General features: G+C 68.1%; 12 protein-coding genes. 3 read left to right on the forward strand and 9 right to left on the reverse strand.

The window, feature by feature from the left end; translation table 11 throughout:
• The first annotated feature begins 88 nt into the window (after positions 1-88).
• Together ACLBKU_RS14000 and ACLBKU_RS14005 are read left to right on the forward strand one after the other, a co-directional pair.
• Complete coding sequence (locus ACLBKU_RS14000) at positions 89-2,230, forward strand: TonB-dependent receptor family protein (protein ID WP_410180166.1); 2,142 nt, start codon at positions 89-91, stop codon at positions 2,228-2,230.
• Positions 2,231-2,241: 11 nt separating this feature from the next.
• Complete coding sequence (locus ACLBKU_RS14005) at positions 2,242-3,843, forward strand: PepSY domain-containing protein (protein WP_410180167.1); 1,602 nt, start codon at positions 2,242-2,244, stop codon at positions 3,841-3,843.
• Between the two features lie 50 nt (positions 3,844-3,893).
• On the opposite strand, the gene ACLBKU_RS14010 is transcribed toward ACLBKU_RS14005, so the two are convergent.
• From ACLBKU_RS14010 to kdpF, 6 genes are read right to left on the reverse strand one after another with little or no spacing between them, the layout of a single operon-like run.
• Positions 3,894-4,580 carry a response regulator transcription factor gene (locus ACLBKU_RS14010; RefSeq protein WP_410180168.1) on the reverse strand — a complete coding sequence of 229 codons (687 nt, stop codon included), beginning with the start codon at positions 4,578-4,580 and terminating at the stop codon, positions 3,894-3,896.
• Complete coding sequence (locus ACLBKU_RS14015; RefSeq protein ID WP_410180169.1) at positions 4,573-7,212, reverse strand: ATP-binding protein; 2,640 nt, start codon at positions 7,210-7,212, stop codon at positions 4,573-4,575. The genes ACLBKU_RS14010 and ACLBKU_RS14015 overlap by 8 nt, the downstream gene beginning before the upstream one ends.
• A 9-nt stretch (positions 7,213-7,221) precedes the next feature.
• Positions 7,222-7,776, reverse strand: a complete 555-nt coding sequence (gene kdpC / locus ACLBKU_RS14020; RefSeq protein ID WP_410180170.1) for a potassium-transporting ATPase subunit KdpC — start codon at positions 7,774-7,776, stop codon at positions 7,222-7,224.
• Between the two features lie 13 nt (positions 7,777-7,789).
• Positions 7,790-9,448: a potassium-transporting ATPase subunit KdpA gene (kdpA, locus tag ACLBKU_RS14025; RefSeq protein WP_410180171.1), complete on the reverse strand. Its 1,659-nt coding sequence runs from the start codon at positions 9,446-9,448 to the stop codon at positions 7,790-7,792.
• Positions 9,449-9,469: 21 nt separating this feature from the next.
• Entirely contained in the window at positions 9,470-11,479 is a 2,010-nt protein-coding gene (gene kdpB / locus ACLBKU_RS14030) for a potassium-transporting ATPase subunit KdpB (protein ID WP_410180172.1), read from the reverse strand.
• A complete protein-coding gene (gene kdpF / locus ACLBKU_RS14035) occupies positions 11,479-11,568 on the reverse strand; it encodes a K(+)-transporting ATPase subunit F (RefSeq protein ID WP_410180173.1) in 90 nt (29 codons plus the stop codon). The genes kdpB and kdpF overlap by 1 nt, the downstream gene beginning before the upstream one ends.
• Before the next feature lie 250 nt (positions 11,569-11,818).
• On the opposite strand from kdpF, the gene ACLBKU_RS14040 reads away from it, so the two are divergent.
• Positions 11,819-12,694 carry a TorF family putative porin gene (locus ACLBKU_RS14040; RefSeq protein ID WP_410180174.1) on the forward strand — a complete coding sequence of 292 codons (876 nt, stop codon included), beginning with the start codon at positions 11,819-11,821 and terminating at the stop codon, positions 12,692-12,694.
• Between the two features lie 298 nt (positions 12,695-12,992).
• On the opposite strand, the gene ACLBKU_RS14045 is transcribed toward ACLBKU_RS14040, so the two are convergent.
• The 3 genes from ACLBKU_RS14045 to rpoC form a co-directional block, all read right to left on the reverse strand.
• Positions 12,993-14,363, reverse strand: a complete 1,371-nt coding sequence (locus tag ACLBKU_RS14045) for a glutamate--tRNA ligase (protein ID WP_410180175.1) — start codon at positions 14,361-14,363, stop codon at positions 12,993-12,995.
• A gap of 40 nt (positions 14,364-14,403) precedes the next feature.
• Positions 14,404-14,844 (reverse strand): DNA-directed RNA polymerase subunit beta', encoded by a 441-nt coding sequence (locus tag ACLBKU_RS14050; RefSeq protein ID WP_410180176.1) that lies wholly within the window; start codon positions 14,842-14,844, stop codon positions 14,404-14,406.
• Between the two features lie 149 nt (positions 14,845-14,993).
• On the reverse strand, positions 14,994-19,295 hold the full coding sequence (gene rpoC / locus ACLBKU_RS14055) for a DNA-directed RNA polymerase subunit beta' (protein WP_410180177.1): 4,302 nt from the start codon (positions 19,293-19,295) through the stop codon (positions 14,994-14,996).
• Between the last annotated feature and the right edge of the window lie 76 nt (positions 19,296-19,371).

Genomic DNA, 19,371 nt, shown 5'->3' on the forward strand with positions numbered 1-19,371 from the left:
TCATTCTTGCTGCCCGGCGGGTCCGGGCGCGCTGGCGTTGCCCCGCATGGATGGGGTCACGCTGGCAGATCACGCATTGGGATTATTCATGACGTTCATCACACTCCGGCGCTCGCTGCTGAGCGCCACCATGCTTGCCGCCAGCGCAGGCACCTTCACCGCCCCGCTTCATGCCCAGGGCATCGGCCAGCGGCAGGACGAGATCATCGTCACCGCCACCACCGGCGGCTCGCCCACCGCTCCCACCCCTGAGCAGGCGCGCAAGGAGCTGGAGCGCGTCCCCGGCGCAACCGGCCTCGTCGAGGACGAAGGCTTCGCCGACATCTTCGCGCAGTCGATCGGCGACGTGCTCGAACTGACGCCGGGGGTCTTCGCCGACACCAGCGCACAGCGCGAGAGCCGCATTGCGATCCGCGGCTCGGGGCTCAATTCCAGCTTCGAGCGGCGCGGGCTCACGGTGCTGCGTGACGGTGTGCCGATCAGCCGCGCCTCGGGCGCAACCGAGTTCCAGGAAGTCGACCCGCTCACCATCCGCTACATGGAGGTGTTCAAGGGCGCCAACGGCCTGCGCTACGGCGCGGCATCGCTCGGCGGCGCGGTGAACATCGTCAGCCCCACCGGCCTCACCGCCCGCGCACCGATTGCGTTGCGGGCCGAGGGCGGCAGCTTTGCCACCTTCCGGGGCAATGCCTCGGCATCGGGCAAAAGCGGCGATGTGGATTACTGGGGCGGGATCACCGGCCTCACCAGTGACGGCTACCGCGAGCACAGCGAAGTGCGCAGCCTCTATGGACACGCGAACCTCGGCTGGCGGGTGTCGGACCGGGTCGAGACGCGCTTCTACGTGACCGCGCTGTCGGACAACTTCGAGCTGGCGGGGAGCCTGCGCCTCGCCGATGCGCTCGCCAACCCGCGCGCGGCGGGGCGCCCGGTCACGGTCGGTCCGTTCCGACCCGGCGGGCCGGTGACGGTGCTCGACCCCGGCCCGATCGCCGACGACTGGGACCGCAACCTCGACGTCTACCGGCTCGCCAACCTGACCGTGATCGACCTCGGGGGCACGAACCTCGAACTCGGCAGCTGGTATGCCCGCCGCAACCTCGACCACGCGATCACGCGCTTTGCCGGGATCATCGCACAAGGCGAGGACGAGGTCGGCGGATCGCTGCGCCTGTCGGGCAAGCTCCCGCTACTCGCCCCGCAGAGTCGCTGGCAGCTCGGCGCGATCTATGCCTGGGCGAGCAACGACGCGAAGACCTACGCCAACAATTTCGGCCAGCGCGGGGCCCTGCTGACGCGGTCGGACCAGAAGTCGCAGGCGCTGACGCTCTACGGGCAGGCCGATCTCGGGCTGACCGACAGCGTCACGCTTGTCGCCGGGGGGCAATATGCCCGCGCGGTGCGCGACGTCACCGCCCTGGTCAACACGGTCACAGGGCGCGGCGCCTATGACCAGTTCAACCCCCGCGTCGGCCTGCTGGTCGATGTCGCCCCCGCCGTGCAGGTGTTCGGCAACATCAGCCGCAGTTTCGAGGCGCCGAGCCTTGCCGACCTCACCAGCGGCGGGGCGACGCCCTTCGCGCCGCTCAAGCCCCAGCGCGCCACCGTCTTCGAAGTCGGCACGCGCGGGCAGGCCGGGATCGTCTCTTGGGACATCGCGCTCTACCGCGCCGAGTTGGAGAACGAGTTCCTCGACCTCGCCGTCCCCGGTGCGCGCGGGCTGATCACGGTCACCACCAACGGCGAGCGGACCATCCACCAGGGCCTGGAGTTCGGCCTCGACGTGCGGCCCTTCAAGGCGGCGCTGGAGGCGCGGGGTCAGAGCCTGCGGCTGAGCGCGGCCTACACCCTCAACGACTTCACCTTCGATGGTGACCGGGTCTACGGCGACAACCGGCTCGCCGGCGTTCCGCGCCATGTGCTGATCGCCGAGGGGCGCTTCGACCAGTTCGATGCGTTCTACGTTTCGGGGCAGCTGCGCTGGATTCCGCAAGGGCCGTGGGCGGACTACGCCAACACCGAGAAGGCGCCCGGCTACGCGACCGTGCAGCTGACCGCCGGGGTGACGCTGACCAAGGGCATCGAGCTGTTCGGATCGGTCGAGAACCTGTTCGACGAGGTGTTCATCTCCAACGTCACCACCAACGCCAACCAGCGGCTCACCAACGAGGCGCTCTACACCCCCGGCCAGGGTCGCGCCTTCTTCGGCGGCCTGCGCGCGAAGTTCTGAGGAGCGAGACGATGTCCACAAGGAACAAGCTCGCGCGCTGGAGCAACTCCAAGCACGCATGGCTCGCGCTGGTCGGCGGGATCAGCCTGTTGATCTGGGGCGTCTCGGGCCTCACCCACATCGCGATGGTGCTGTTCGGCCCGCAGCAGGCGGTGTTCATGCCGCCGCCTGCAAGGGTGGCGCTGGAGGGGGCGAAGCCGATCGCCGAGACCCTTGCCGGGCATGGCATCGCCAAGGCGGTCGCGGTCAAGACCGTGGCGGCGCCGGGCGGCGGGGTGCTGTGGCAGGTGACCGGCGCTCCGCTCGCACCGCGGCGCTACTTCCGCCCTGCCGACGGGAGCGAGGTGGCGGGGGGCGACCGCGCGCAGGCCGAGTTCCTCGCCCGCCACTTCCTCGCCACCCAGCGGCCGATCTCGCGCGCGACCCTCCAGACCGCGTTCGATGGCAGCTACCCCTGGGTCAACCGCCTGCTGCCGGTGTGGAAGCTCGAGTTCGCCGGCGACGACGGCCTCACCGCCTATGTCCACACCGAAAGCTCCAGCCTCGCCGCGGTGAACAACAACGCCAAGGACGTGCAGCAGGGGGTGTTCCGCGCGCTTCACACGTGGGAGTGGGTGCCGGACGGGATGGACTGGCTGCGCGTGGTGGTGATCGCCGCGATGGTCGGGAGCCTGCTCGCCCTGGCGCTGACCGGAGTGATGATGCTGGTGACGGTGCGCCGCAAGAAGCGCGCGCCAGGTGCGCGGGGCTGGCACCGGATCGCGGGCTACGTGCTGGCGCTGCCGCTGATCATGTTCTCCACCTCGGGCATCTACCACCTGATCCAGTCCGCGCTGGTCAAGCCGCAGAGCCAGCTGCGGATGGGCCCCCCGCTCGATGTCGCCAGCGGCAAGTGGCCGGTCGAACGCGACTGGTCGGCGATCGCCAGCGGCCGCGACATCGCCTCGGTAGCGCTGGTCGAAGGCGGGGACGGCAGGCCGCTTTACCGCATCGGTCTTGCTCCCAAGGGTCCGATGGGCGGCGGCGAGCATGACCATGGCGAGGGCGGCGGTGCCAAGCCTGCGCATGGCATGGCGGGGCACGATCACGCCGCGATGATGGCGGCGCAGGCGAAGGCCCCCACCACGCCCGAGGAAATCCGCGAGGCGCGCTTTGCCGGCATCAAGCCGGACAGCCCCGCGATCTACCTCGACGCTGCGACCGGAGCGGTTGCTCCGGCGAGCGACAAGGAGCTGGCCCGCGCCATCGCCCGGCGCTTCACCGGCGCCCCGGACAGCGCGATCACCGGCGTCGAACTCGTCACCCGCTTCGGCCCGGACTACGACTTCAGGAACAAGCGCCTGCCGGTCTGGCGGGTGCACGTCACCGACCCCGTCGATGCCACGCTGTTCGTGGACACCGGCGCAGGCGTGCTGGTGGACAAGGTCGCCGACTGGGAGCAGCCCGAGCGCATCGTCTTCAGCTTCGTCCACAAGTGGAACTTCCTGTTCCCGATCGGCCGGATCGGCCTCAATGTGGTGGTCGGCCTCTTCGCCGTCGCACTGATCGGCTTCATGGCGGTGCTGGGGCTGCGGATGGACCTCGTGCGCCGAGGCAAGGCACGGCGGGGATGATCGTTATCATCCTTGCACCGGCCTGAGGCACGCGGCTTGCGAGGCGGGGTCTATGCAGCCCCAGCGATGCGGTAACCGACCCCCGGCTCGTTGATGATGAGCCGGGGGCTGCCGGGATCGACTTCCAGCTTGCGTCTGAGCGCGCGCACGGCAACGCGCAGGTAGTTGAGGTCGTGACGGTGGGCCGGTCCCCAGACCGTCTCCAGCAGCCGGTCATGGGTCACCACGCGGCCAGGCTTGTCGGCGAGGGTCCAGAGCAGGTCGAACTCGCGCGGGGTGAGCTCGACGGGCCGGTCACGCACCGTCACCGCATGGCTTTCGCGGTCGATATGCCCCTCCGCGAAGTCTCGCCGCGAGGTGCTGGCGAGCGGCCCGGCCTTGCGCCGGAGCGCGGAGCGGATGCGTGCCAGCAGCTCCTCGCTGTCGAAGGGCTTGGTCACGAAATCGTCGGCGCCGAGATCGAGCGCGGCGACCTTCTCGTCGGTCGCGTCGCGTGCGGTGAGCACGATCACCGACAGGCCCTGCGCGGCAAGCTGGGGCACCACCTCGAGGCCGTCGCGATCGGGCAGGCCGAGATCGAGCAGCGCAACCAGCGGCGCCGGTGTTACCTGTGCCAGACGCAGGGCTTCGGCGGCGGTCGCCGCCTCGGCATGGGTGATCGCCGCGCGGTCGAGCGCGCCGATCAGCAGGCGGCGGATGGCCGGTTCGTCATCGACGATGAGAACGTCCTTACGCATCGCGCCCGGTTTCTGCCCCGGAACCGAGCGGCAGGGCAATGGTGAAGACCGCCCCGCCGCCTTCGCGGTTGCCCGCGTCGATCGTCCCGCCGAGTGCCTCGACGAGGTTCTTGGCGATCCACAGGCCGAGCCCCGAGCCGCCGACGCGGTCGCTGCCTTCGAGCCGCTCGAAGCGTTCGAACAGCGCCGCGTGCTCGGCGGGCAGGCCCGGTCCGCGATCGAGCACCCGGCACAGGGCATGGGTGGCATCGCGCTCCAGAATGACCTCGACCAGCGTCGAGGCGGAGGAGAACTTGAGCGCGTTGTCGATGAGGTTGATGAGCGCGTGGCGAAGCAGAACGGGATCGGTCGGGATCAGCGGACAGGCGGGATCGACGCGGGTGACGACACGGCTTTCGTCCTCGCCCTGCCTGAGGTCGCGCAGCACCGCGGAAACGATGTCGGTGAGATCGACGGTCTCCATACGCGGTTCGAGCGCGCCGTCCTCTATGCGGGAGGCTTCGAGCAGGTCGCCGAGGAAGCGCTGGAGCCGGCGCGCCTCGCTCCGGGCAATGCGCACCTCTTCGGCATAGGCGCCCTCGTCGGGGATGGCTTCGGCGGCAGCGATGACGGCGGTCAGCGGGGTCTTCAGATCGTGCGCAATGCTGCCGAGGAGCGCGCCGCGAAGCCGGTCGCGTTCGCGCAAAGCGCCGACCTGGCGGGCCTCCTCCTCCAGCACGAGCCGCTCGTGGGCGAGCGCCGTCTGGTCGAGCAGCGAGGCGAGCAGGGTCGCATCGTCCGCACGCACAATCCGGCCGCGCTCGCCGCGGGCCAGGCCGAGAGCGCCCATCACCCCGAGCGATGTGCGCAAGGGGTGGAACTGCCAGTCCGAAGCGTTGAGCGTGCCGGTGTCGCGGCCCGTGGCCTCCCCCTTGTCGAGCGTCCAGCGCGCCGCCGCCTCATCGACAAGATCGAGACGGGTAACAGCCGGATTGCCACGCACCGCCAGAGCCCCTTCCTCCTCGGCCACGATCACCGCCGTGACTCCGAGCAGCGCGCCGATCTCGCGGCAGGCGATCTCGGCTGTGGTCTCGCGGTCGGAGACGCTGGCAAGCAGGCCCGCATAGCGCGCCAGCGAGGCATTGAGCCGCGCGACGCCGGCATTGGTCTCGGCCTGCCGGCGCAGCTTGTCGGCGAAGGCTCCGATCACGCCCGCCACGAGCGCCAGCGCGGCGAAGGTGATGACGTCGGCGCCGCTATGGATGAAGAGGGTGAAGCGTGGCTCGGTGAAGCAGAAGTTGTAGCCGAGTGCCGCCCAGAGCGCCGCCCAGAGCCCGGCCTGAAGCCTCAGCGTGCTCGCGGTGAGGATGACCGGCAGCAGCAGCAGCATGTCGATCGCGCCGGGTGCGAGCCATGGCTCGGCGAGCAGCAGCACCGCGATGCTGGCACCGACCAGCGCGAGCGCCACCAGCGGGGCGAGCCAGGGGTTGGCATCGCGCGGCGCAGCGGGCCGCTCGTCGGCCTCGTCGAGCGGCACGACCTGAACAGCGATACCGCGGGCCTTGCGGATCACGGCCTGCGCGACCGAGCCGTGTCGCCACTCGAACCAGCGGCTGCGGCGGCTCTTGCCGATGACGATCTGGGTGGCCCTGAGGTTGCGCGCCTCGTCCACCAGCGCCTGCGCGACGTCTGTGGCTGCGACCGTAAGGATCGAAGCCCCGAGCGAGGAAGCGAGCGCGAGGTTCTCGGCAAGCTGCTCGCGCTGTTCTCCTGCGATGCTGCGCGCCCCGCCGCTTTCGACCACCACCGCGGTCCACGGCGCGTGGGCGAGGTCGGCGAGGCGTTTGGCGTGGCGCACCACCTGCGCGCCGCCCTTTCCGGCACTGATCGCCACAAGCAGCCGCTCGCCAACCGCGAAGTCGCCTTCGGCCCGGCTCAAGTCCAGCTCATCGAGCAGGCGGCGATCGACCGATCCTGCGGCAAACCGTAGCGCCAGCTCCCGCAGCGCCGCAAGCTTGGGCAGGGTGAAGAAATTGGCGAGCGCGCGGCCCGCCGTTTCCGGCATGTAGACCTTGCCCGCCGTGAGACGCTCGATAAGGGCCTCGGGCGGGAGATCGACGAGGATGATCTCGGCCGAGGAGAGGATCGAATCCGGCACCGTCTCGCGCACCCGCACATGAGTGAAGCCCGCGACGATGTCGTTGAGGCTCTCGATGTGCTGGATGTTGAGCGTGGTGGCGACGTCGATCCCCGACACCAGCAGCTCGGCCACATCCTGCCAGCGCTTGGGATGGCGGCTGCCGGGGGCATTCGTGTGGGCGAGCTCGTCGACGAGGATCAGGTCGGGTCGGCGTCCGAGCGCGGCGTCGATGTCGAACTCGTCGAGGGTGTGCCCCTCGTAGGCCATGCTCCGGCGGGGCAGCACTTCCAGCGGTTCGACGAGTAGCGCGGTCTCGCTGCGCCCATGGGTTTCGGCGATGCCGACCACCACGTCCTTGCCCTCGGCCCGCTTGCGCGCCGCCTCCTGGAGCATCCGGTAGGTCTTGCCGACCCCCGGCGCCATGCCGAGGTAGACGGTCAGCCGCCCGCGCTCCCCGCGTTGCACGAGCCTCAGGAAGCGCTCGGCGTCGTTGGCGGGGCGGCTGTCGATCATGCGGCTGGACTACCGCCCCAGCCGGTCGAGCGCCAGATTGAGCTGGAGCACGTTGACGATCCGTTCGGGCGCAAGCGGGCCGCCGACGCTGGCCGCCTGGGCTTCGATCAGCCGCTCCACCTCGCCGCGCGGCAGGCCCCGCGCCTCGGCGACCCGTCCGGCCTGGTAGAGCGCACCGGCAAGACTGATGTGCGGGTCGAGCCCGCCGCCCGAGGCCGCGACGAGATCCGCGGGCAGCGGTCTGTCGGGCGTCGCGCCATAGGCCGCAATGGTCTCCTCGGCGCGCTTGGTCAGATCGGGGCTGGTCGGGGACTTGTTGCTGCCCGCCGCGCCCATCGCATTGTAATCGACCGCCGACGGACGCGGCCAGAAGTAGCGCGGGCTGGTGAACTTCTGTGCGACGAGTTCGCTGCCCACCGCCTTGCCGCCGACCGCGACGATAGAGCCGTTCGCGGCAAAAGGGGTGGCGGCCTGCGCGAAGCCGAGGATGAGCGCGGTGTAGAGCACAACGCAGACGAGGAAGGTGACCAGCCACAGGCGGATCGAGGGGAGGATGTATTGCATCGCCGGGAACTCCTCAGCGCATCAGGGTGACATGCTCGGCGATGGGTCCGAGCGCGGCAGCGGGGAAGAAGGTGAGCGCGCCGAAGATCACGATCACGACGAACAGCATCACCCCGAAGGTCGGTCCCTCGACGCTCAGCGTGCCCGCGCTCTCGGCGCTGCGGCGCTTGGCCATGAGCGAGCCGACGATGGCGAGCGGCACGATGATCGGCAGGAAGCGCGCGATCAGCATGACGAGGCCGGTGGCGATGTTCCAGGCAGGGGTGTTGTCGCCCAGCCCTTCGAACCCGGAGCCGTTGTTGGCGGCGGACGAGCTGAATTCGTAGAGAATTTCGGAGAACCCGTGCGCGCCGGTGTTGTTGAGAGTGTCGAGACCCCAAGGTGTGGCGGCGAAAAGCGCCGTGCCGCCGAGGATCAGCAGCGGGTGACTGATAAGCGCGAGCACCACCAGCCGCATCTCGCGCCCCTCGATCCGGTGGCCGAGATATTCGGGTGTCCGGCCAACCATCATCCCCGCCACGAACACGGCGAGCGCGATGTAGAGGAACATGTTGATCATGCCGACGCCGACGCCGCCGAAGGTCTCGTTGAGCCACATCCCGGCCATCGGCACGAGGCCGGTGAGCGGATTGAGGCTGTCATGCATCGCGCCGACCGAGCCGTTGCTCGTGGCGGTGGTGAGCACCGCCCAGAGTGGTCCGGTGATCGCGCCGAGCCGCAGCTCCTTGCCTTCGAGGTTTCCGACATCCTGCTGAACGGCGAGCGCGGAGAACGCCTGCGTCGGGGCGGCCTCGAAGGTGACAGAGGCGGTGAGCTTGATCGCGAGCAGCGCCGCCATGACGCCGAAGATTACCACGGCATGACGCGGACGATTGATCATCCGCCCGAACATCCACACGCACGCCATCGGGATGAGGATGATCGCGCCGAGCTCGACGAGGTTCGACCAGAAACTCGGGTTCTCCAGCGGGTGCGTCGAGTTCGGCCCGAAGAAGCCGCCGCCGTTGGTGCCGAGCTGCTTGATCGCGACAAAGGCTGCGACCGGCCCGCGCGCGATAGTCTGCACCGCGCCTTCAAGGGTCGTCACGCTCGCCGCGCCCTCGAAGGTCATCGGCACGCCTGCGAGCGCCAGCCAGACCGCAACGATGATCGACAGCGGCAGGAGGATCAGGAAGCTCGCGCGGGCGACGTCGAGGAAGAAGTTGCCCATGCTCGCCTGCCCGCCGATGCCACGTGCCAATGCAGCGAGCGCGGCAATCCCGGTCGCAGCCGACACGAATTGCAGCCACATCAGCCCGCCAAGCTGGGCGAGATAGCTCCAGGTCGCCTCGCCCGAATAGTGCTGGAGGTTGGTGTTGGTGACGAAGGAGGCGACGGTGTTGAAGATCAGATGCAGGCTTGCCGCCTTTTGCCCGTCGGGGTTCAGCGGCAGCAGGTGCTGGGTCGCCAGCAGCAGGAAGACGAAGCCGAACATGAGGATGTTGAACGCCGCGAGCGCGAGCGAATAGGTCTTCCAGTCCTGTTCGCCCGCGCCGCCCACGGCGCGGGTGAAGAGCCGGTCGGCGGCGACGAAGCGGCCCGAGAACAGCGCGGCCATATATCGGCCGAGCGGCCAGGACAGGAGCGCCGTGCCGCCGACGACGAGAGCGATGGAGAGAAGGCTTGCCAGCATGGGAAGGGTTCCTTGTGCCGCTCAGGCGAGGCCGAGCGCGGCGACCGCGAGGTCGATGAGCTTGATGCCGATGAAGGGCGCGATCACCCCGCCGCCGCCATAGATCGCGAGGTTGCGCAGGAGCTGGCTCGCGGCCGGCATGGGGCGGTAGGCGACACCCTTCAGCGCGAGCGGCACCAGCAGGGGGATGATGATCGCATTGAAGATGATCGCCGAGAGGATCGCGCTGTTGGGGCTCGCCAGCCCCATCACGTTGAGCGCACCCAATCCGGGATAGAGCACCACGAAGATCGCCGGCAGGATCGCGAAATACTTCGCGACGTCGTTGGCAATCGAGAAGGTGGTGAGCGCGCCGCGGGTCATGAGCAACTGCTTGCCGATGCCGACGACCTCGATCAGCTTGGTCGGGTCGCTGTCGAGATCGACCATGTTCCCCGCCTCGCGTGCGGCCTGGGTGCCGGTGTTCATGGCGACGCCGACGTCCGACTGGGCGAGCGCGGGCGCATCGTTCGTGCCGTCGCCGCACATGGCGACGAGCTTGCCCTCGGCCTGTTCCTTGCGGATGTAGGCGAGCTTGTCCTCGGGCGTGGCTTCGGCGAGGAAATCGTCCACCCCCGCCTCGGCAGCGATGGCGGCGGCGGTCAGCGGGTTGTCGCCGGTGATCATCACCGTGCGGATGCCCATCCGCCGCAGTTCGACGAAGCGCTCGCGGATGCCCGCCTTGACGATGTCCTTGAGGTGCACCGCGCCGAGCAGCCGCCCGTTCTCGGTCACCGCCAGAGGGGTGCCCCCGGCTTGCGCGATCCGGTCGGTTATACGGCGCAGTTCGGTGACCGCAGGCTCGGGATACGTCCCGAGCTTGAGGACGGCATCGACCGCACCCTTGCGGATGCTGCGACCCTGCTGGTCGATGCCGCTCACCCGGGTCTGGGCGGTGAAGCCCACCACCTCGGCGTCGGGCGCGAGCGGTTCGCCTTCGCCTGCCAGCACCACGATGGAGCGGCCTTCCGGTGTCTCGTCGGCGAGGCTGGCGAGCCGGGCCGCGGAGATCAGGTCGGCCTCGGCCACCCCGGTCAGCGCGACGAACTCGCTCGCCTGGCGGTCGCCGATGGTGATAGTGCCGGTCTTGTCCAGCAGCAGCGTGCCGATGTCCCCCGCCGCCTCGACCGCGCGGCCCGACTTGGCGAGCACGTTGAATCGGATGAGGCGATCCATGCCCGCGATGCCGATGGCCGACAGCAGCCCGGAGATCGTCGTCGGGATCAGCGCCACGAACAGCGCGATCAGCACCGGAATGGCGATGCTCCCGCCAGCATAGGCAGCGAAAGCGGGCAGCGTGCCGACCGCGATCAGGAACACCAGCGTGAGGCCGGTGAGCAGGATCGTCAGCGCGATCTCGTTGGGCGTCTTCTGCCGGCTCGCGCCTTCCACGAGCGCGATCATCCGGTCGAGGAACCCGCTGCCGGGTTCCGCCGTCACCCTGATCTGGAGCTGGTCGGAGATGACGGTCGTCCCCGCGGTAACCGCCGACCGGTCGCCGCCCGCCTCGCGGATCACGGGCGCACTCTCGCCGGTGATCGCCGCCTCATTGACCGAGGCAACGCCCGCGACCACTTCGCCGTCGGCAGGTATCTGCTGCCCTGCGACCACGATCACGACATCGCCGCGCTTCAGCTGGGTTGCCGGGATCTCTTCGGTGGCGCCGCCCTTGCCGACCCGGTGCGCGACGAGCTGGTCCTTGGTGGCCCTGAGCGATGCCGCCTGCGCCTTGCCGCGGCCCTCGGCCAATGCCTCGGCGAAGTTGCCGAACAGCACCGTCACCCACAGCCAGGCCACCAGCTGCCCCTCGAACAAGATGTCGCCCGTGCCAGTCGCGAGGTGCTTGACCAGGATCACCGTCGCCGCCGCCGCGACCACGGCGGTCGCGAACATCACCGGGTTGCGCGCGAGCGTGCGGGGGTCGAGCTTGACGAAGGCGTCGCGCACCGCCGGTCCCAGCAGCGCGCGGTCGAACATGCCGGCGCGCGCCATCAGAACCGCTCCGGCCGCAGCAGCACCACGGTCAGGTAGGCAAGCAGGCCCAGCGCAACGAGCGCGGCCAGCAGAAGGTCGAAGGTCATGGGGACTCCGGGTTCGCAATCACGATGCGTCCCGATGCGCCCGATCCGCGTGAAAAATCGCCGCCGGAAAGGGGTCTGCGGCATTAAATCCGAGTGAAATCAGCAGCGCATGGTGAGCCGGGCGGCGCTGCCTTCACGCTGATTTCACGCGCTCCGCCATCAATCCGCATCGCGATTTAACCGCCTCTGGAAGGATCAGGCGCCTCATCGGCGGCCCAGCGCCGCGCAACCGACCAAGGAGCCTTACCCGATGCACTACCATCTCATCGCCGCCCTCGCGGCGCTCGCTGCCGTGCCCGCCCACGCCCAAAGCACGGGCGATCCACTCCCGGAGGATCGCGCCGACAAGCCGGCCGCGAGCGAACCGATCACGATCTCCGGCAGCGCGACCATCACCTCCGACTACCGTTTCCGCGGGGTCTCGCAGACCGACCGCGGCATGGCCGTGCAGGGCGGCGTCACCGCCACCCACGAGAGCGGCGTCTACGCCGGCGCCTGGGGCTCGAACCTTGCCGGTTGGGGCACCTTCGGCGGGGCCAACATGGAGCTCGACCTCTTCGCAGGGGTCAAGGTGCCGGTCGGCGCAGGCCAGCTTGACACCGGCCTCGTCTGGTATCTCTATCCGCGCGGCGCCGACAACACGGACTTCGGCGAACTCTACGCCAAGCTCTCCGGCAATGTCGGACCGCTCGGGCTCACGGCAGGGGTCGCCTATGCTCCCAAGCAGGAGGCGCTCGGCAAGTGGTTCCTGACAGGCGCAAATGCCGCCGCCGGGCGGCCCGACAATCCGGGCGACAAGGAAGACAACCTCTACCTCTCGGGCGACGCGACCTATGCCCTCGCCGGCACGCCGGTCACCCTCAAGGCGCACATCGGCTACTCCGACGGCAATTCTGGTCTCGGCCCCAACGGCACCAGCCTCGCTCCGACCGGCACCTACTTCGACTGGTTGCTAGGGGCAGACGTCACGCCGGTAAAGGGCCTGACCCTCTCGATTGCCTATGTCGATACCGACATCGGAAACGCCGAGAGCGCCTATCTCCAGCCAAACTTCTCGCGCGGTCAGGACGGCATCGGATCAATCGCAGGCGCTGCCGTGGTGATGTCGGCGACCACCGCGTTCTGATGCGCAAGGTGCGGCGGTGGATCGAGAGTCTTTCATCGCCCGCCCGCAGTCTGGCACTGCGAGGCGACCGGCTCTCGAACCCAACGCCCACCGCATTGCCCACCCGCGTCCAACGCGCTGCACAGCTAAGTTGCATGCATCACCAAGACACACGTAATTGATTGCAATGCGTTGAACCTGCCCGAGACGCAGCAACTGAACCTCGACGACTTCCTCGAAAGCGCTGCGTGCGTGCGCAACTTGGTCTTCCCAAGCCAGGTTGCGGCATGGCCCTGGATCTCGCGGCACTGGCGCGCGCTCAGGCCGCTGCGTGGGCCAACCGTGCCCTTGCCTCGGTTTCGCCGATGAGGGGGAGGAGTTCGCCCATGTCGGGGCCGTGGTCCATGCCGGTGAGGGCCTGGCGCAGCGGCAGGAACAGGGCGCGGCCCTTGCGGCCCGTGGTCTCCTTGAGCGCGGCGGTGAGCGTGCCCCAGGGGTCTTCGCCCCAGGTCAGCAACTCCGCGGCGCGCGCGAGGAATTCGCGGTCTTCGGGAGCGAAGGGGGGCGGCGCGATCGGGCCGGTGACGAGGCGCCACCACTCCGCGGCCTCACCGACATGGGCGAGGTTGGGGCGGATCGCGTGCCACCCGGCGGCATCCATGCCCTCGGGCAGGCGCGCCGCGACGGCCTCGTAGGGCAGCTGGTGGACGATTGCGGCGTTGAGGCGCTCCAAGTCCTCCTCGTCGAACTTGGCGGGGGCACGGCCGAAGCTCGCGAGGTCGAAGCTCGCGGTGAGCGCCGCCCGGTCGGCGATCGGCTCGACCGGCTGCGAGGTGCCGAGCCGCGCGAGCAGGGCGACAATCGCCTCGGGCTCGATCCCGCGCTCCCGGAAGGCGTCGCAGCCCAGCGAGCCGAGACGCTTCGAGAGCTTGCCCTCGCGGCCCACCAGCAGCGCCTCGTGCGCGAAGGCGGGGAGCGGTTTTGCTGCACTTTCTGCCGCAGCAAAACCTGCAGCATGAAGTGCGGTAAAGATCTGTATTTGCACGGCAGTGTTCGAGACGTGATCCTCGCCGCGGAGCACCTGCGTGACGCCCATGTCGATGTCGTCGACCGCGCTCGGCATCATGTAGAGCCATGAGCCGTCGGCGCGGCGGATGACGGGGTCGGAGAGCTGCGCGGGTTCGAATGACTGCGGGCCGCGGATGCCGTCCTCCCAGCGGATCGGCTCGGCGTGGTCGAGGAGGAAGCGCCAGTGCGGGGCGATACCCTCGGCTTCCTTCGCGGCGCGCTCGGCATCGGTGAGCTTCAGCGCCGCCCGGTCGTAGATCGGCGGCAGGCCGCGCGAGAGCTGGATCTTGCGCTTGACCTCGAGTTCCTGCGCGCTCTCGTAGCAGGGGTAAATCCGCCCCGCCGCCCGGAGCGCGTCGAAGGCGGCCTCGTAGCGACCAAGCCGGGCCGACTGCCGCTCCTCGCGGTCCCAGTCGAGCCCCAGCCATGTCAGGTCGGCGCGGATCGCCTCGACATATTCCTCGCGGCTGCGATCGGCGTCGGTGTCGTCGATGCGCAGGATGAAGGTTCCACGCTCCGGTTCCTTGGCCTGCCGCGCGAGCATCCAGTTGTGGAGCGCGGTGCGGATGTTGCCGACGTGGAGCCGGCCGGTCGGCGAGGGGGCGAAGCGGGTGGTGGTCATGGCGGGTGCGGTAAAGCGCCCCCGCCCGCCCCGCAAGCGCTCACAGGCTGCGCAATTCCGCGGAGACGAGTGCGAGGGCGGCCTCCCACAGGCGGTGCGCGCGCTCGGGGCGGACGAGGCCGTAGAGCGCCCGTTCGAAGCCCCGCCGGTCGCCGGCTGTCGCCGCGTCGACGAAGGCGCCGATGGTCGCCTCGTCATGACTCATGTAGCGGCAGCACGAGCGCTTGACGGTGATCTTCTCAGGCCAGGTCGCCGCCAGTTCCTGCGCAAGAATCAGCGCCTTGGCGGCGACGTCCACGCTGTCGAGCTTCGCGGCCAGATCAGGGACAGGATCGCGGCCGATCCGCTCGTAGAAGGCGATGAGGCGCAAGGCGTGGACGAAGCGGGCCGCAATCGGCCCGAGCGAAGTCAGCGGGGGCGGCGTTGCCAGAGCTTCGAGGAGGTTCTGGGTCTTGGGGAAGAAGAACGGTTTGCCGGACATGGAACCTCGCTTTCGAGCGATACGCGCTGCGAGATTCGATGCTATCAACTTGCGAGTGATTTGCAATAGCGACCTTGGTTGATGGATAAAGAAAACCCCTCCGAAGGCGTCCTCCGGAGGGGTTTTATCAACTTGCGAAGGCTAAAAGCTTACGCCTCGCCGTCGTCCTCGATCTCGGCCGCGGGGGCGGAGGCCGCCATCGCGGCCATCGCGGCCTTCATCTTCTCTTCCGAGCCGATCGCATCCGCCTCCGGCTCGATCTCGCGCTGGCCCGAGGCCGAGAGGGCCTCCTGCTGGCGCTTCCACGCGGCCTTCAGCGCCGCATCGCGGCTGTTGGCGGTGACCCGCAGGCGGTTCATGCCCGCGCCGGTGCCGGCGGGGATGAGACGGCCGACGATCACGTTTTCCTTCAGACCGATCAGGGTGTCCTTCTTTCCTTCGACCGCCGCCTGGGTCAGCACGCGGGTGGTTTCCTGGAACGAGGCTGCCGAGATGAACGAGCGCGTCTGGAGCGAGGCCTTGGTGATCCCGAGCAGCACCGGCTTGCCTTCGGCGGGCTGCTTGCCCTTGGCGAGCTTGGCGTTGATCTCGAGCATCTCGGCAACGTCGACCTGCTCGCCGGGCAGCAGGGTGGTGTCCCCGCCTTCGGTGATCTCGACCTTCTGCAGCATCTGGCGAACGATCACCTCGATGTGCTTGTCGTTGATCTTCACGCCCTGCAAGCGGTAGACTTCCTGGATCTCGTCGACGAGGTACTCGGCGAGCGCCTCGACGCCCAGCACCTCGAGGATGTCGTGCGGGTTGGGCGAGCCGGAAATCAGGGTGTCACCCTTCTTCACGTAGTCGCCTTCCTGCACGTCGATCACCTTGGTCTTGGGGATCAGGTACTCGACGGGTTCTCCCTCCTCGGGGATGATCGCGATCTTGCGCTTGGCCTTGTACTCGCGGACGAATTCGATCCGGCCGGAGATCTTGGCGATGATCGAGACGTCCTTGGGCATGCGCGCCTCGAACAGCTCGGCCACGCGCGGCAGACCGCCGGTGATGTCGCGGGTCTTGGCGGCCTCGCGGCTCGCACGGGCGAGAATGTCGCCCGCCTCGACCGTCTGGCCGTCCTCGACCGACAGGGTGGTGCCCGGAGCGAGCATGTAGCGCGCCGCCTCGGTCTCCCCGCCCGCTTCACCCAGCAGGGTGAGGCGCGGACGCAGGTCTTCCTTCTTCTTGCGGCCGGTCGCCCGGTTCTCGGTCACCACGCGCTGGGCGATGCCGGTGGCATCGTCCATCTGCTCCTCGAGGGTGATGCCCTCGATCAGGTCCTGGTACTTCACCACGCCCGACTGCTCGGTGATGATCGGCAGGGTGAAGGGGTCCCACTCCGCCAGACGATCGCCGATCGTGACCTGGTCGCCGTCCTTGAACTTGATGACGGTCCCGTAGGGCACCTTGTGCATCTCGCGCTCGCGCCCTTCGGCGTCGATCACGGCGATCTCGCCGCTGCGCGACAGGCTCAGGATGCGGCCCTGCTTGTCGGTGATAGTCTGCATCTCGCGGTACTCGACGCGGCCTTCCGAGATCGCCTCGAGGTGCGAGGTCTCGTTGAGCTGCGCCGCGCCGCCGATGTGGAAGGTCCGCATCGTCAGCTGGGTGCCGGGCTCGCCGATCGACTGCGCCGCGATGACGCCCACCGCTTCGCCGATGTTCACCGGGGTCCCGCGGGCGAGGTCACGGCCGTAGCAGGTCGCGCAGACGCCCTGTTCGGCTTCACAGATCAGCGGCGAGCGGATCTTGGCCGACTGGACTTCGGCCGCCTCGATCGCCTTGACCATGCTCTCGTCGAGCAGGGTGCCGGCCGGAACGATCACTTCGCCGGTCGCCGCGTTGACGATGTCCTCCGCGACCGTGCGGCCGAGGATGCGCTCGCCGAGCGAGGCGATCACCGAACCGCCCTGCACGATCGCGCGCATTTCCAGCGCGTTCTGGGTGCCGCAGTCCTCCTCGACGATGACGCAGTCCTGCGACACGTCGACGAGACGGCGGGTGAGGTAGCCCGAGTTCGCGGTCTTCAGCGCGGTGTCCGCGAGGCCCTTGCGCGCCCCGTGGGTCGAGTTGAAGTATTCAAGGACGGTGAGGCCCTCCTTGAAGTTCGAGATGATCGGGGTCTCGATGATCTCGCCCGAAGGCTTGGCCATCAACCCTCGCATCCCGGCGAGCTGCTTCATCTGCGCCGGGCTGCCGCGCGCGCCGGAGTGGCTCATCATGTAGATCGAGTTGATCTGGGCTTCCTTGCCCGTCTCGGCGTCGATCGGCTGCGCCTTGATCTCGGCCATCATCGCGTCGGCGACCATGTCGCCGCACTTCGACCAGGCGTCGATCACCTTGTTGTACTTTTCCTGCTGGGTGATGAGACCGTCCTGGTACTGCTGCTCGTAACCGGCAACCAGTTCCTTGGTCTCCTCGACCAGCTTCTCCTTGGCGTCGGGGATGATCATGTCATCCTTGCCGAAGCTGATCCCGGCCTTGAACGCGTGGCGGAAGCCCAGCGCCATGATGGCGTCGGCGAACAGCACCGTGTCCTTCTGGCCGGTGTGGCGATACACCTGGTCGATCACGTCGCCGATCTCGCGCTTGGTGAGCAGGCGGTTGATGATGTCGAAGGGCACCTTGTGGTTCTTCGGCAGGCACTCGCCGATCAGCATCCGGCCCGGGGTGGTGACAAAGCGCTTCATCGACACCACGCCGTTCTCGTCGGCCTGCGGAACGCGGGCGATGATGCGGGTGTGGAGCGTGACCGCCTTGGTCTCCAATGCCTGGTGCACTTCGGCCATGTCGGCAAAGCGCGGGAGCTTCTCGATCTTGCTGCCGTCGGCGTCCTCGATGAACTCGGGGTGCTTCTCCTGCCGCTCCATCGAGAGGTAGTAGATCCCCAGAACCATGTCCTGCGAAGGCACGATGATCGGCTTGCCGTTGGCGGGCGAGAGGATGTTGTTGGTCGACATCATCAGCACGCGCGCTTCGAGCTGCGCTTCGAGGCTGAGCGGCACGTGGACCGCCATCTGGTCACCGTCGAAGTCGGCGTTGAAGGCCGAGCAGACCAGCGGGTGGAGCTGGATCGCCTTCCCTTCGATCAGCACGGGCTCGAAGGCCTGAATGCCGAGACGGTGCAGCGTCGGCGCGCGGTTGAGCAGCACCGGGTGCTCGCGGATCACCTCGTCGAGGATGTCCCAGACTTCCTTGCGCTCCTTCTCGACCCACTTCTTCGCCTGCTTCAGGGTCATCGAGAGACCCTTGGCGTCGAGGCGGGCGTAGATGAAGGGCTTGAACAGCTCGAGCGCCATCTTCTTCGGAAGGCCGCACTGGTGCAGCTTCAGCTCAGGCCCCGTCACGATCACCGAACGGCCCGAATAGTCGACGCGCTTGCCGAGCAGGTTCTGGCGGAAGCGGCCCTGCTTGCCCTTGAGCATGTCGGAGAGCGACTTCAGCGGCCGCTTGTTCGCACCGGTGATGACGCGGCCGCGGCGGCCGTTGTCGAACAGCGCGTCGACCGCTTCCTGGAGCATGCGCTTTTCGTTGCGCACGATGATGTCGGGCGCGCGCAGTTCGATCAGGCGCTTCAGACGGTTGTTGCGGTTGATGACGCGGCGGTAGAGGTCGTTGAGGTCCGAGGTCGCGAAGCGGCCGCCGTCGAGCGGCACCAGCGGGCGCAGTTCGGGCGGGATCACCGGGATCACTTCGAGGATCATCCATTCCGGGCGGTTGCCGGATTCGATGAAGCTTTCGACGACCTTGAGGCGCTTGATGATCTTCTTGGGCTTGAGCGCCGACTTGGTCGTCGCCAGCTCGTCCATCAGCGCTTCACGCTCGGCTTCGAGGTCGAGCTGCATCAGCATGGTGCGCACGGCTTCGGCGCCGATGTCGGCGGTGAAGGCGTCCTCGCCATATTCGTCCTGCGCTTCGAGGAGTTCATCCTCGGTGAGAAGCTGGTACTTCTCGAGCGGGGTCAGGCCCGGCTCGGTGACGATGTAGCTTTCGAAGTAGAGCACGCGCTCGAGCTGCTTCAGCTGCATGTCGAGCAGCAGGCCGATGCGGCTCGGCAGCGACTTCAGGAACCAGATGTGCGCGACCGGCGCAGCCAGTTCGATGTGGCCCATGCGCTCGCGGCGGACCTTGGTCACCGTGACTTCTACGCCGCACTTTTCGCAGACGACGCCCTTGTACTTCATGCGCTTGTACTTGCCGCACAGGCACTCGTAGTCCTTCACGGGGCCGAAGATGCGCGCGCAGAACAGCCCGTCACGCTCCGGCTTGAAGGTGCGGTAGTTGATCGTCTCGGGCTTCTTGATCTCGCCATAGGACCACGAGCGGATGCGCTCCGGCGAGGCGATGCCGATCTGGATCTGATCGAAGGTTTCGGGCTTCGCCAGCTGGTTGGTGAATTTGGTCAGGTCGTTCATGACTGTGTTCCCTTAGGGGGATGAAACTCGTTTGCGGCGGTGGCGGGGGGGAGTGTGGGCCCCCCACCCCCCCCCC

The sequence above is a fragment of the Erythrobacter sp. NE805 genome (assembly GCF_046452355.1).
In the GTDB taxonomy this organism is placed as follows: domain Bacteria; phylum Pseudomonadota; class Alphaproteobacteria; order Sphingomonadales; family Sphingomonadaceae; genus Erythrobacter.

What these genes read in the sequence shown, in the direction of transcription:
- kdpA (WP_410180171.1), bottom strand. Translation starts at nt 9,448, where the DNA reads ATGCTGGCAAGCCTTCTCTCCATCGCTCTCGTCGTCGGCGGCACGGCG.
- ACLBKU_RS14015 (WP_410180169.1), bottom strand. Translation starts at nt 7,212, where the DNA reads ATGATCGACAGCCGCCCCGCCAACGACGCCGAGCGCTTCCTGAGGCTC.
- rpoC (WP_410180177.1), bottom strand. Translation starts at nt 19,295, where the DNA reads ATGAACGACCTGACCAAATTCACCAACCAGCTGGCGAAGCCCGAAACC.
- kdpB (WP_410180172.1), bottom strand. Translation starts at nt 11,479, where the DNA reads ATGGCGCGCGCCGGCATGTTCGACCGCGCGCTGCTGGGACCGGCGGTG.
- ACLBKU_RS14045 (WP_410180175.1), bottom strand. Translation starts at nt 14,363, where the DNA reads ATGACCACCACCCGCTTCGCCCCCTCGCCGACCGGCCGGCTCCACGTC.
- ACLBKU_RS14040 (WP_410180174.1), top strand. Translation starts at nt 11,819, where the DNA reads ATGCACTACCATCTCATCGCCGCCCTCGCGGCGCTCGCTGCCGTGCCC.
- ACLBKU_RS14000 (WP_410180166.1), top strand. Translation starts at nt 89, where the DNA reads ATGACGTTCATCACACTCCGGCGCTCGCTGCTGAGCGCCACCATGCTT.
- kdpF (WP_410180173.1), bottom strand. Translation starts at nt 11,568, where the DNA reads ATGACCTTCGACCTTCTGCTGGCCGCGCTCGTTGCGCTGGGCCTGCTT.
- kdpC (WP_410180170.1), bottom strand. Translation starts at nt 7,776, where the DNA reads ATGCAATACATCCTCCCCTCGATCCGCCTGTGGCTGGTCACCTTCCTC.
- ACLBKU_RS14010 (WP_410180168.1), bottom strand. Translation starts at nt 4,580, where the DNA reads ATGCGTAAGGACGTTCTCATCGTCGATGACGAACCGGCCATCCGCCGC.
- ACLBKU_RS14005 (WP_410180167.1), top strand. Translation starts at nt 2,242, where the DNA reads ATGTCCACAAGGAACAAGCTCGCGCGCTGGAGCAACTCCAAGCACGCA.
- ACLBKU_RS14050 (WP_410180176.1), bottom strand. Translation starts at nt 14,844, where the DNA reads ATGTCCGGCAAACCGTTCTTCTTCCCCAAGACCCAGAACCTCCTCGAA.